7 protein-coding genes are annotated in these 15,065 nt (G+C 38.4%); all 7 read left to right on the top strand.

Annotated features, from left to right (window positions below):
• Positions 1-5 precede the first annotated feature (5 nt).
• The 7 genes from HHL23_RS17510 (at position 6) to HHL23_RS17480 (ending at position 14,856) form a co-directional block, all read left to right on the top strand.
• On the top strand, positions 6-3,200 hold the full coding sequence (locus HHL23_RS17510; protein WP_169236077.1) for an efflux RND transporter permease subunit: 3,195 nt from the start codon (positions 6-8) through the stop codon (positions 3,198-3,200).
• Positions 3,187-4,629 (top strand): TolC family protein, encoded by a 1,443-nt coding sequence (locus HHL23_RS17505; RefSeq protein ID WP_169236076.1) that lies wholly within the window; start codon positions 3,187-3,189, stop codon positions 4,627-4,629. The genes HHL23_RS17510 and HHL23_RS17505 overlap by 14 nt, the downstream gene beginning before the upstream one ends.
• Positions 4,630-4,889: 260 nt before the next feature.
• Positions 4,890-6,434 (top strand): T9SS type A sorting domain-containing protein, encoded by a 1,545-nt coding sequence (locus HHL23_RS17500; protein WP_169236075.1) that lies wholly within the window; start codon positions 4,890-4,892, stop codon positions 6,432-6,434.
• A 1,486-nt stretch (positions 6,435-7,920) separates the two neighbouring features.
• Positions 7,921-9,789 (top strand): hypothetical protein, encoded by a 1,869-nt coding sequence (locus HHL23_RS17495; RefSeq protein WP_169236074.1) that lies wholly within the window; start codon positions 7,921-7,923, stop codon positions 9,787-9,789.
• 12 nt (positions 9,790-9,801) lie between these two features.
• The gene (locus HHL23_RS22575; RefSeq protein WP_228464821.1) at positions 9,802-10,929 is read left to right on the top strand and encodes a hypothetical protein; all 1,128 of its coding nucleotides are present in this window, start codon (positions 9,802-9,804) and stop codon (positions 10,927-10,929) included.
• A gap of 9 nt (positions 10,930-10,938) precedes the next feature.
• The gene (locus tag HHL23_RS17485) at positions 10,939-14,517 is read left to right on the top strand and encodes a DUF6443 domain-containing protein (protein ID WP_169236073.1); all 3,579 of its coding nucleotides are present in this window, start codon (positions 10,939-10,941) and stop codon (positions 14,515-14,517) included.
• An 18-nt stretch (positions 14,518-14,535) separates the two neighbouring features.
• A complete protein-coding gene (locus HHL23_RS17480) occupies positions 14,536-14,856 on the top strand; it encodes an immunity 53 family protein (RefSeq protein ID WP_169236072.1) in 321 nt (106 codons plus the stop codon).
• The last annotated feature ends 209 nt before the right edge of the window (positions 14,857-15,065 follow it).

Raw genomic sequence — 15,065 nt, 5'->3', positions numbered from 1 at the left:
GCAGTATGTTTAAGAAATTCATCCGCAGACCCGTTCTGTCTATCGTGATCTCACTGATCATCGTATTTATGGGAGTCCTGTCGCTGGTAAAACTTCCAGTGACCCAGTTTCCCTCTATTTCACCACCTAAAGTAAATATAACCGCAGAATATCCGGGAGCCAACAACGAACTATTGATCAAATCAGTGGTTATTCCCCTCGAAAGAGGTTTGAATGGAGTTCCGGGTATGAAATATATGACCTCCGATGCCGGTAACGACGGGGAAGCTTCCATTCAGATTGTATTTGATCTCGGAACAGATCCCAATGTAGCCGCAGTAAACGTTCAAAACCGTGTGTCTTCCGTTGTTAACAAGCTTCCGCCTCTGGTAGTGCGCGAAGGGGTAAAAATTACCCGTGAAGAACCGAACATGTTGATGTACATTAACCTGTACAGTGACGACCCTAAAGCTGACCAGAAATTCCTTTTCAACTATGCTGATATCAACGTAATGTCTGAATTGAGAAGGGTAAGTGGGGTAGGTTTCGCAGATATCCTCGGAACCCGTGAATATGCCATGCGTATCTGGCTTAAACCGGACAGGCTTACGGCCTATAATATTTCCGCAGATGAAGTGATGGAGTCCCTGAACCAGCAGAGTTTAGAAGCTTCTCCAGGTAAAACAGGGGAGAGTTCAGGAAAACGTTCTCAGTCATTTGAATATATCCTGAAATATTCCGGACGTTTCAACAATGAAAAAGATTATGGAAATATTATCTTAAAAGCGAAACCAGGCGGGGAGTTTGTAAGATTAAAAGATGTTGCAGATATAGAATTCGGTTCCTCAATGTATGATATTTATTCTACACTGAACGGAAAACCGTCTGCAGCGATTACCGTAAAACAATCCTACGGTTCCAATGCAAGTGACGTTATCAAAAATGTGAAAACTTTGATGAAAGATCTTGAGAAAAATAATTTTCCGAAAGGAATGCACTATGACATCAGTTATGATGTTTCCAGATTCCTGGATGCATCCATGGAAAAGGTTATTCATACTCTTTTTGAAGCCTTTATTCTGGTGGCCATTGTGGTATTCCTGTTCCTTGGTGACTGGCGTTCAACCTTAATTCCTGCTTTAGCTGTTCCGGTTTCACTGGTCGGTACATTTGCTGTCATGTCTGCATTTGGAATTACCCTGAACATGATCTCGCTCTTTGCATTGGTAATGGCCATCGGGGTCGTCGTCGATGATGCGATCGTGGTGATTGAAGCGGTGCATGCCAAGATGGAAGAAAAAGGACTTTCTCCACTAAAAGCTACGGAAGAAGCGATGCATGAAATCAGTGGGGCGATTATCGCGATTACTTTGGTAATGGCATCCGTATTCATTCCGATTGCATTTATGTCCGGTCCGGTTGGAGTATTTTACCGTCAGTTCTCTATTACAATGGCTTCTGCGATCATCCTTTCAGGGGTTGTAGCCTTGACACTGACTCCGGCTTTGTGTGCTTTGATCTTAAGAAACAATCATGGAAAAGCTAAAAAGAGAACCCCAATAACTATTTTCTTAGATAAATTCAACAATTTATTCACGAAAGGAGCCGGAAGATATGAGAAAATGCTTAACAAAACAGTTAAGAAAAAATCGATTACACTTCCTTTATTACTCGCATTTTGTGCCTGTACATTCTTCCTGAGCAACTCACTTCCTTCAGGATTTATTCCGGCGGAAGATCAGGGGATGATCTATGCCATTATCCAGACACCTCCAGGATCTACTCTTGAAAGAACCAACCAGATCGCCAAAGAATTATTAAGAGAATCTGAAGATATTGATGGGGTACAGTCTGTTTCTTCATTAGCAGGATATGAAATTCTGACGGAAGGTACAGGATCCAACTCAGGAACCTGTCTGATTAACCTTAAAAGCTGGGAAGAACGTAAAGAATCTGCTGCCGAGATCATTGAAAAACTTGAAGAAAAAGCCAAGAATATTCCTGGTGCCAATATAGAATTCTTCCAGCCGCCTTCCATTCCGGGCTACGGTGCTGCAGGAGGTTTTGAACTCCGTTTGCTGGATAAAGCAGGAAGTGGAGATTATCATAAAATGGAGCAGGTAAGTAACGATTTTGTTAAAGAATTAAAGAAACGCCCTGAGCTTGGATCTGCATTTACATTCTATTCTGCAAGTTTCCCTCAGTACATGCTGAAAGTAGATAATGATCTTGCCGAGCAGAAAGGGGTAACGATACAAAGTGCGATGGATAATCTATCTACATTGATCGGTTCCAACTACGAGACCAGCTTTATCCGTTTCGACAGACCTTATAAAGTAATTGTGCAGGCTGGTCCTCAATACCGTGCACTGCCTACGGATCTGCTGAAACTCTATGTGAAAAATGATAAGGAGCAGATGGTTCCGTACTCGGATTTTATGAGAATGGAAAAGGTATATGGATTATCAGAGATCACAAGACACAATATGTACAATTCCGCGGAGGTAAGTGGTACTCCTGCTCCGGGATACAGTAGTGGACAGGCCATTAAAGCGATTCAGGAAGTTGCGGATAAAACACTTCCTAGAGGTTTCGGTATCGACTGGGCCGGTATTTCCAAGGACGAGGTGAGCAGAGGAAACGAAGCTGTCTTTATCTTCCTTGTTTGTCTGGGGTTTGTATATCTGATCCTTGCCGCGCAGTATGAAAGCTTTATTCTTCCGTTGCCGGTGATCTTATCTCTTCCGACAGGTATTTTCGGAGCATTCTTATGCTTGAAATTATTAGGATTGGAAAACAACATTTATGCTCAGGTGGCGATGGTCATGTTGATTGGTCTTTTGGGTAAAAATGCTGTATTGATCGTAGAATTTGCCGTTCAGAAGAAAGCAGAAGAAGGAATTCCGGTAGCTCAGGCAGCGATTGAAGGAGCAGCCATCCGTTTCCGTCCAATCCTGATGACTTCATTTGCATTCATCGCAGGTCTTATTCCGTTGGTAATGGCAACCGGACCGGGAGCTGTAGGTAACAGAACGATTGGTACTGCCGCCGCAGGAGGGATGCTGATAGGAACTATTTTCGGGCTGATGATTATTCCTGGACTGTATTACATTTTCGGAACCATTGCAGAGAAATCGAAACTGGCAAAATATGAAGAAGAGAATCCTTTAACAGAACAAACTGAACCTTATCAACACGATAACAAACATGAAGATTTATAATAAGTATATAGTAGCCAGTGCTTTATTGCTTGTTCTCACAGGCTGTAGAGCTCCAATGGCGACCGTGATAAAAGATGAAGTAAAAGAAAACCTGCCTCAGAATTTCAATCAGGAAGAGCAGCAGGATGCTAATGCAAACAGCGGAACAACGCCGTGGAGACAGTTTTTTACAGATCCTAATTTGGTTAGCTTAATAGAAATTTCCTTGAAAAACAATCAGGAATTACTGATTACGCTTCAGGAAATTGAAATAGCAAAAAGTGGTGTTCTCGCTAAAAAAGGAAAACTGACTCCTACTGTTTCAGCAGGAATAGGAGCAGGTCTGAAAAAAGCCGGGCGCTATACAAATGAGGGAGCTGGTGATGCCACTACAGAAATAGAACCGGGAAGAGAAATGCCGGATCCGCTGGGCAATTTTGAAGGGGGACTGATGGCGAACTGGGAGATTGATATCTGGAAGAAACTCAGAACTGAAAAGGAAGCGGCTGTTGCTCACTACCTTTCTACAGTGGAAGGTAAAAACTTCGTATTGTCCAATCTTATTGAAGAAGTAGCGGATAATTATTATGAATTGCTGGCGCTTGATAATCAATTGGACATCATTCAGCAGTACATTCAGTTGCAGCAAAGAGCCTTGGAGATTTCTAAAATTCAAAAGGAAGCAGCTGCTGCTACGGAGTTGGCTGTGAAGAAATTTGAAGCGGAGCTGGCAAAATCCAAAGCTGCGGAATACACTGTCCGTCAGAATATTTCTGAGAAAGAGAATCAGATCAATGCTCTTTTGGGAAGATATCCACAGCCTATCGTGAGAACGAAAGAAAGCTTTATGTCTACGATGCCGCAAACGGTTTATACGGGAATACCTTCTCAGTTATTGGCCAACCGTCCGGATATCAAACAGGCGGAATTGGAATTAAAAGCCGCAAAACTGGATGTACAGGCAGCGAGAAAGGAGTTTTATCCGTCACTTGAAATTTCTGCAACATTAGGATTGGAAGCTTTCAAACCTTCTTATCTGGTTAAATTGCCGGAATCCATTGCTTATAATTTAGCAGGAGAACTTGCTGGTCCGCTGATTAATAAAAGCGCGATCAAAGCGAACTTCCAGACTGCTGATGCAAAACAGATCCAGTCGCTGTATGAATATGATAAAACAATCCTGCATGCATATCTGGATGTAGCGAATTTAATGTCAAAGGTCAAAAATATAGACCAGTACTACCAGATGAAATCTCAGGAAACAAAAGCTTTGGATCAGTCTATAGATATAGCCAACCAATTGTTCCGAAATTCAAGAGCTGATTACCTTGAGGTTCTTCTGAATCAAAGAGACGCTCTGGATGCTAAGATGGAGCTGATTGAAGCTAAACAGAAACAGCTGAGTACCGTTGTAGATATTTACAAAAGTTTAGGCGGTGGCTGGAAATAAGAAATCATAATTCTATCTATATAAACAGTTAATGTTTTGGGCTGATCCTTTCGGGGATCAGCTCTTTTTGTTTTTATGCGACAGGTTTTGGCGTGTCATGTAGTTAATTTTGTTCATCAATTAATGACAAAGTGTTAATAATAAATTACTTAATTAAAATTCACATTAAATCTCAGTAGAGAGATTTGAAATGCGTTAAAAAGTGTTAAATTTACCGCCAAAATTATAAAAGCTAATCTTAAACTAAAAATACACAAAAGATGAAGAAATTCTACTCCGGTGCATTTACTCTATGCACTCTTCTGGGGCTATCTGCCCAGGAGGTATTGTGGCAGAAAGATATCAAATCCTCTACTCAGGATTTCTTAAGCCAGGTGACGACCACTATTGATCAACAGTATTTGATCACGGGAAGCTCAATTCAGAGCAGTAAACTTCAAGCAGGAGACAGTAAGCAAAATAACGGCTACGATTTTCATCTGGTAAAATTAAACCAGCAAGGCGAACAGGTTTGGGAAAAATATTTCTCAGGGCAGAATCATGATTATCTATCTGCAACCGTTTCTACACAGGAAGGAGGAAGTCTTCTGGCAGGCACAAGCTATTCCAACAAAGGTCTGGATAAAAAAGAAGATTCTAAAGGAGGTTCTGATATTTGGTTGATCAGGTTAAATGAATTTGGAGATGAACTTTGGCAGAAAACTTTAGGGTCGGCATCCGATGAAGAAGCAAGATCTGTAATTCAGACTACTGATCTGGGATTCTTTGTAGCAGGCAATGTTCAGAATTCAGCTAAAGGTTATGGATCAAAAGATGTTTTAATTATAAAACTCGATAAGAACGGAAAAGAACTGTCACAATCGATTTTAGGAGGAAAAGGTCTTGATGAAGTTGAGAGAATGATTCCGACTAAAGATGGAGGTGCATTGTTGGGAATCTATTCAAGGAGCAACACTGGAGGATCAAAGAAAACTGAAAACTTTGGCGAAGGCGACTACTATATTATCAAACTTTCAAAAGATGGAAAAGTAGAATGGGAAAAGAACTTCGGAGGAAAAGGAGATGATCATCTAAGAACCCTGGCTTTAACTTCAAATGGATATATCATTGGTGGAGAATCCAGATCTGAAAGATCAGGCAATAAAACGGTTGGGATTGAGGAAGGAACGGATCTATGGTTAATCTCGCTTAACGAAAGAGGAGAAGAGATCTGGCAGAAGTCTTATAGCTTCAAAAACAGAGATATCCTGATGGGAATGAGTGTACTTCATTCAGCAGATGACAAAGCTTCAAAAGGAATTTTAATTGGAGGCTACACGCAAACTGAGGGAAGAATCGAAGCCGATGATGAGAAGTTTTGGATGTTGTATTTGGATCAGGGTGGCAATGAACTATGGCGCAAATACATCAAAGGCGAGTCAAGTAAGCGTGAGGAAAGACTTTCAGATATAAAGCTGAACAGAGATGGCTCAATTATTCTGGCAGGAACCAGTGCCGAAGAATTAGGGAAGGAGAACTGGAAGATCGTTAAGTTGGGAGACAAACAACTTGATCAGCTGATCGAAAAACAGGATATTAAGATTTATCCAAATCCAGTATCAGAGTATGCGTATGTAGAAATAGGCTTTGAATTCAAAGAAGCAGATATTATCCTGTATGATATGGGTGGAAGACAGCTGCAGACTTTGAAAACGAAGAATAAAGTGACGAAGATTAATACTCAGAATTTAATTCAGGGAGCTTATCTGGTTACCATAAAGACGGATAATAATAAAACAGCAAACGCAAAACTGATAAAAAAATAACAATGAAAAAAATATTTAAATTAACGATAATCAGTATTATGATACTTGGCTGTAGTCTTATCTATGCCCAGATTAATAGTATAGACAATAGCACACAGAAAAAAAATATCGTAGCTTTTCCTACTTCCGCGAATGCCTATGCGATGGACAAAGTTGGGAAACTCCCGGTCGATATGTTCAGAGGAAAGGTGAATATCAATATTCCTTTTTATAGTGTGAATGTAGATGGGGTTAATATCCCTATTTCTTTATCTTACAATACTGGAGGAATAAAATTAAACGAAGTAGCAAGTATAGCAGGTTTAGGATGGGCTCTAAATATTCCTAACAGTATCAACCAGAATATTGTGGATAAAGATGATAAATCTTCTTCAATGTATACCAAAAATATCAATACTGTATTTTCTAATATCATCAATGTAGGGATGTATGATAATGATGTCCGGCAGATTGTCGACGATCACTATGAAGGGATATATGATACAAGACCTGATCTATTTAATTACTCGCTGCCTTTAGGTGGTGGAAGTTTTATTTTTAATAATGATACAGGGCATACGATTCCTCATCAAGATTTGCTGATTACAGCCACAAATAATAAAAAGAGTATTAAAATTGTAAGTACTGACGGAGCGATTTATTTTTTAAGTACTAAGAATTTCACCATGGCCAACTCGGGTGTACCTGGTGATACCGGATCTTTTTCGCAAACACTGTATCAAATAGACAGTATAAGAACTGTAAATAATAAGAAAATTTTATTTGAGTACGCAAAATCGTATGTCTATGAGGAAAAAAGTATTACTGAGAAAGTAAATATTGATATTACTAAAAACGTAATGACAGACGTAAATCTGCCACTTAGTTTACCTGATTATGAAAGATACATGGGGGTAGTATCCAATATGGAGCAATTAATTACAAAAATTACTTTTCCTGACGGAGCTGTCTATTTCAATTATTCTAATGATGGATTGCCTTTTTCTGATGGGACGAGTATAAGAAAAGACATTGCTGGAAATGGTGTAGCATTACGCCAGGTCCTTGTGAAAGATAAGTATGGAAAGATCATCAAGAATTATCACCTGAATTTTTCTTACTTTACTTCAAACATCGGCACTGATTTTCAAAATCACAGGCTTAAATTATTAAACGTTTATGATGATTTGCAGAATAATTATCATAAGTTCTATTATAATGAAAGCATACCTTTTCCTGCCCGTAATTCTAATAATGATGATTATTGGGGGTATATTAACTCTACTATGTACGATGAAGGGTCTCATAATATTCCTAACCAGGTCTATACAGACTATATATCTGCAGGTGAAAATATAGCGGTAAACCCAGGGTATACAAGAGATCGCAATACCAATCCGGCCTATACTCAGATTGGTATTTTAAACAAAATTGAATACCCTACAGGTGGAAGTAAAAATCTGTATTATGAAAATGCTAATAAGTTTTTTAACAAAACAAATTATCAGTGGGATATCTGGATAATTTTGCTATGGTCCTTAGTGCACCGACAGGCGCAGGAGGATTTACCGACGATTTCGGAAACGTCAATCAGACTGTTACTATTCCGCAAAGTTTCTTTGATGGAAAACTAGCCCCTCAAATAAGATTAACATTCGGTAATACTTGCGAAAATAATGTAGATGATGATACAAATCAAATTCACGAAACATCCTGTTATGGCAATGCAATTGCTGGAGGCCAGCACTATGGAACCAATGGAAAGCCTGTAGTGTTTGAAGTTTCTCCTACCAATAATTCATTTAATATATCTTTATCCCGACAGGGTAAATGTCAGTGTGGATATGCTATAGATGTGGTGTACGGAAAAAACAATACCATCAATACAAACGTTCCGATTGGAGGACTTAGAATTAAAAGAATTGAAGATAAAAATGAAAATAGTATTGTTAATGCTTACAATTATAAATACGATATCTTCGATTCGGTTACCAATACCAATAAAAGCAGTGGCGTTCTGAATATGCCTTTTCAGTATACAAGATTACTGAATAGATATGCTGGATTTACCAATGAAGGAGTTGAAATATATCCTCCATATGTACAAAAATATCTTGTTGTTAACAATTCAAGTAGCAGCCATAATACCTATGGTTCTTCAGATGTTGTTACCTATAAACAGGTGACAGAATATAATGATCTGGGACAGAATGTTAATGTTTTTTCACAGGTAAATAATTCAGACAGCGACAGAATGTATACCCATATATATTCCAACTATGATGACTGGAAAAATGGATTACTGGAAAAAAATATCATCTTAAATAAATTGGGAGATACTTTGAAGGTTGAAACTAATAAATATATCTTTAATCCATTAAAAAATCCAAAAGCAGGGTTTATTACAGGAGATCCAAATCAGATAGGATTTGCCTTAAATCTGGATATAACGAAATTTCCCAAGAGACTTACGAGTAGTCCGCATGAGACCATATTTGTACAAACATACGTATTAAACAAAGAGATTATATCGATCAATTCTGGAAAAATAGAAAATACTGAATCTGAAACTTTAGAATTTTTTCCGGGAAATAAAGTCATAAAAACAGTGACGAAATCTGACTATGATGACACTGATATTAATAAACCAATAAACGTGAAAACCGTATCTGTAAAAACCTCCGACAATACCGTTACAGAAACCTCTTACCAGTACGCCCACGAAAAAGGCAACCAGTTGATGATTGATAAAAATATGATTGGTATTCCTTTAGAAACTTCTACAACTCAAACCCTTGGAACCAGCACAAAAGCACTATCAAGAACTGAGACTATTTATCCAAAAACTGTTGCGGAAATTACCAACAACAGTTCCTCTCTGGTTCTTCCTTTATCCGTTCTTTCCTATGATCTTCAGAACAGTGCTCCGTCTACTGAAGTTACCTATGACAGATATGATTCCAAAGGTAATTTACAGCAGTATACGACAAAAGATGGCACTTCAACGACTATCATCTGGGGGTATAACCAAACCCAGCCTATAGCTAAAATAGGGGGTGCTAAGCTTGCTGATATTCCGCAGGCACTCATCGATAATATTGTCAATGCGTCTATTAATGATGGTCAGTTTAGTACCGACGCCTCAGAACAATCACTCATGCTGACTTTAGATCTATTTAGAAACAATTCTGCATTATCAGCTTATCAAATCAGTACGTACAGTTATGATCCGTTGGTTGGGGTAAAAAGTATTAGCCCACCATCAGGCATCAGAGAGGTTTACATTTATGATACTGCAAACAGACTGAAAGAGGTAAGAGAAAATAGCACCACTGGAAAAATCCTTAAAGAATTCAAATACAATTACAAACAATAAAAAACTCAAATTATGAAAAAAACAATATTCATTATCGGCATTTTAGCCGCTCAATTTATTTCAGCACAGTTATATACTTCTGGAGGTGTTGTGAGCCCAGCATCTACTCCTGTATCCAACAATGTTGGAATAGGAACTCATGAGCCTCATTCCAATTTAGAAGTAGCAGACCAGAACGGTGGTAAAATAACAATTTCCACAGCTGGATGGAGTGCCTCTTCTGCTAATCCCAAATATCCTACTTTGGAATTTGCGGGATATTTAAATTTTCCTAAAGCACGAATAATAGCTACTGAAGAATCAGGAAATACGAACGGATCAAAATTTTCTATTTTGGTTAATGACAACACAAATACCACAAACTTGGTTGAAAGATTTTCAATCCTCCAGAACGGAAATATTGGAGTGGGAAATACACAACCTAGAGAAAAACTGGATGTTTTCGGTAACATTTTAGCAGGATCTACTCATGCTACAGAGGGAATTAATGCGCTTGCAATAAGATATGAGAATGGGTCATTAAATAACTGGGGTTCTTTAAGAAGTTCGGCAGCTACCTATATGAGTTTTGGTGTTAAGGCAGACCCTAATACTGCAAACGGATGGTTGTCTTCCAACGAAACCTTGAATTTCTCTAAGGTTGCTATGGTAATGGATAATGACGGGATGAGGCTTTTGAGTTCTCCATCACAAACTATTGCTTTAAACTCTCCAGTGGCAATGAATGAAATACTGAAGATTTCCTCCAATGGAAATGCTCTGCTAAATGGTAAACTTGAAACCAAAGAACTGAAAGTTACCCTTACTCCGACAGCCGATTTCGTATTTGAAGAAAATTATGACCTTCCAAAATTGGAAGAAGTGGCCAAACATATTAAAGAGAAAAAACATTTACCGGAAATAGCTTCTGCAAGTGTAATGGAAAAAGAAGGAGTTAATGTGGGAGAGTTTCAAATTAAGTTATTGCAGAAGATTGAAGAATTAACACTGTATGCCATTGAACAGAACAGACAGCTAAGGGATCAGCAGGAGAAAATTCAGAAATTAGAAAAAGAAAATACGGATTTAGGGAATGCAGTTTTAGAAATTCGAGAACTGAAAGAACAGTTTCTTAAGATGAAATCCAGTACCACCCATTAATTTAAAAGTATGTATAAAAAAATATATATAAGCATAGGATTACTATGGGGTATTCATCACTATGGACAGGTCGTATTAAATTCTCCCCCTGCTCCCAATACTGAAGTGGCAGATCCCCAAAGTATACGTATGCTTCCCGGTTTCAGGTTTAATTCTGTCAATGGGAGCTTTCGGGCCTATATTGGGACAACATCTCCCGGTAATTCAGGGAATACTTATACGCCCATTACAGTTGATTATTCAGTTAATATTTCAAATACTGAAAATTATGTTTATACCAGACAGTATTTAGTACCGACCGAAGTTTCGGATGGATCTCTGCAGCAGATACAGAGTGTTCAGTTTTTCGACGGTCTCGGAAGACCAAAGCAGTCAGTAAGTATTAAATCTACTCCTACCGGAAAAGATCTGGTAACCCATATTCCTTATGATGGTTTTGGGAGACAGGTAGACGGTTGGCTTCCGGTTCCTATGTCCTCACAAAATGGAAATATTCAAACCGGAGTAGAAAGTAGTGCTAATTCTTATTATCAGTCAAACGGTATTAATGATTCTTATCCTTTCAGTCATAAAAGTTTAGAAAATTCTCCGCTTGACAGAGTTTTGAGTCAGAAAAACCCTGGAGCTGACTGGCAGAACAAACCTGTTAGTTTCGGTTATGAGACCAATATAGCAGGCGAGGTGAAAAAATATACCACGGTCACTGGTTGGGTTGATGGAGCTACTTCTTCCGAATTAAGTGTATCCGGAACTTACGGAGAAGCCCAACTGTATAAAAATACCATTACGGATGAAGACAACAATAAAACCATAGAATTCAAGAATGGTCAGGGACAAACGATATTGGTCAGAAAAGTCATCAGTGCCTCAGAAAATGCAGATACTTATTATGTGTATAATGAGTATGACCAGTTAGCGGTTGTGATTCCACCGTTGGCTTCTGCTTCCACATCAGTATCTGCTTCCGCTTTGGAACATCTGTGTTATCAGTATAAATATGATGGAAGAAACAGGCTTGTAGAAAAGAAACTTCCCGGAAAAGGCTGGGAACAGATGGTATACAATAAAAAAGACCAGGTGATCCTATATCGGGATACTGTTCTGAAAAATGGAATCGCTAATTTTACAGCTGACCAGTCGTGGAATTTTACCAAATACGATCAGTTTGGAAGAGTTACCTATACAGGGATTTCAAGGGACGGTACTCCAAGACAGAACATCCAGAATTATATTGATAATCAGGCTGCGAATGTTTCTTACGAAGCCCGTGGAGGCAGTTTTGCCTTGAGTGGAATGAATATAGAATACGGAAACGTTTCTTATCCTACGAGTATTGATAAAATTCTTACAGTCAGTTATTATGATACCTATCCTCAGGGGGCACCGACGGCTTCCGGGACCATTTTAGGTCAGGAAGTACTGCCTCAGTCTACCCAGTCCTCGAATGTCAGCACCAAAAGCTTTCCTACAGCCTCTTATGTGAGAAATGTAGAAAATGAAAGCTGGACGAAAACGTATACCTACTACGACAAAAAAGGGAGGGGAATTGCGACTCATTCTCTGAATCATCTCGGAGGATACACCAAAACAGAAAGTTTACTGAAATTTTCAGGGGTTCCGGAATATACGCTTACAGAGCATAAAAGAGCTGCAGATGCAACTAAAGTAAACATCAAAGAAACTTTTGAGTACGATCATCAGGAAAGGCTGGTTAGACATTGGAATGAGGTCAACGGTGGAGCTAAGGAACTTCTTGCTGAAAATCTGTACAATGATCTAGGTCAGTTACAAACCAAAAATGTAGGAAATACAACCGGCAGTCCGCTGCAAAGTGTCAAATATGCATACAATATCAGAGGATGGCTTACAAAACTTAATGAACCTTCCAATCTACAGAATAAACTCTTTGCTTACGAGCTGAGGTACAACAAACCGGACAGCCAGTTTTCCGGTTCTGCAAAATATAACGGAAATATCTCACAGATGTCATGGATTACCCAAAGCGATGCGGTCCTGAGAAATTACTCTTATGAATATGATGGTATTAACCGTCTTAAAGAAGGACGTTTTTGGGATGCCATGAATTTAGACAGAGGAGAATACCATGAGAAGCTTACTTACGACCTGAACGGAAATATTAAATCCCTACTCAGAAGAGGAAGACAGCTTCCCGGCTATACTGCTCCTGAAGTAATGGATGACCTGGAATATCACTATGAAAATGGTGAACAGAGTAATAAATTAGCCTACCTTAAAGAGGTGGGAACGGGGAATGCCTTAAGCGGTTATCCGCTTTCATCAGGAAGTACCGGAAGTACGATCAGCTATGATTTTAACGGAAATGTGACTGTTCAACAGGATAAAGGTATTTCCATTCAATATAATTATTTAAATTTACCGGGAAAAGTTATCCAGAATGCCAAAGTAACAGATTATACGTATAGGGCAGATGGGGTAAAAGTAAAAAAGATCTTCGGTACAGAAACCACAGATTATTTAGATGGTTTTCAGTATGAAAACGGTACATTGAAATTCTTCCCTACCACAGAAGGCTATTTTAATTTTGAAACCGGGAAGTATGTATATAATTACACTGATCATCTTGGAAATACAAGACTGAGCTACTTTAAGAACGGCTCGGGAGCAGAGATCATTGAGGAGAATAATTATTATCCGTTTGGATTAAAGCATGAGGGATATAATGTTTTATCTGGGAATCCTGTGTACAAGTATAAGTACAATGGGAAAGAGCTCCAAGGGAGTGGGATGTATGATTATGGAGCGAGATTCTATATGCCTGATCTGGGAAGATGGGGTGTGGTAGATACGCTGGCGGAGAAATATAGAAGGCATTCGCCGTATAATTATGTAGTAAATAATCCTTTAAGATTTATTGATCCGGACGGAATGCAAGTTTGGCCACCTGAAGGTGGAACCGATGGACAAACTTGGAGCGATAGTGATGGTGATTTTGTTAATCAAAATGGAACTTGGTATAAGGATGACGGTGCTTTGATAGGTTTTCTGTCAGGTTCTCAATATCAATCTGTAAATACAAAAAATACCGGAGGAACTCCAGGCTATGATGGAAAAACCATGCTTCCTGATTCTTCGTATGATTATACATATGATTTGATGCCGGGAAAACAAGCTGATGATATAAATTACTGGAAGAACGGAGAAAGTGGAGTGATGGTTTCAAGAGCTTTAGAAACAACTGGTAGAGATGCTACTGCTATTGAAAACAGAACTACTACTATTGATGCTGTAATTTTAGTTGCTACAACTCCGAGAGGTGGTGGCGGAAGAGGCGCAAATAAACTAGAACCTAATCGCGACGCTGTAGGAGATCATACAACTTTTCAACGAGGTACAAATGGAAAGATACACAAATATGAGACATATGAAAAAACAAATTCAGGACATTTTAATCCTACTAAAAGATATGATGGTGGAAAACCTGACGGTAGCCCTGGTGCACCACACGTAAATAAGAAAACAGGTGAATCTATACCTACACCTCACGTTCAAGGGAAAAATGTTCCTGGAGGAGCTAGAGCTGCAGAGCCGAATGAGCTGCCAAGATAAAACAGCAAAGTATAAGATATGGATATAATTAAATGGTTAGAAAGTTGGTATAAACTTAATTGTGATGGAGATTGGGAACATTCTTATGGTGTAAAAATTGAAACTATAGATAATCCTGGATGGAGTGTCAAAATAGATTTGGTAGATACTTTACTAGAAAATGTTCATATTGAGTATTCTTTAATAGAGTCCTCAGAAACAGATTGGTATGGTTATTCTATAAAGAATAGTATATTTAGTGCGGCTGGAGATCCAACAAAACTTCTTTTTTTAATTGAACTTTTTAAAAGTATAGTTGAAGAATATGATACTGTTGATGTATCAAAATTATTGGAATAATAATTTTGGAGTTACTATCTTTTTGAGACAAAAAGTTTATACATTATAAATAGATAAATACCCCTCCCGCTGGAGCGAGCGTCCAATGTCATTAAGTTATGGATTTAATACGTTGATTATCAGTTATTTTAATTGTTTTTTTGGTTTGTTTTTTGTATATTTAACAGTGAATCAAGCAGTTAAATCGAGAAGAAAAAAAGTAAATGATA

This window comes from Chryseobacterium antibioticum (assembly GCF_012927325.1).
GTDB lineage: Bacteria > Bacteroidota > Bacteroidia > Flavobacteriales > Weeksellaceae > Chryseobacterium > Chryseobacterium antibioticum.
This window is presented reverse-complemented; position numbering and strand designations above follow the sequence as displayed.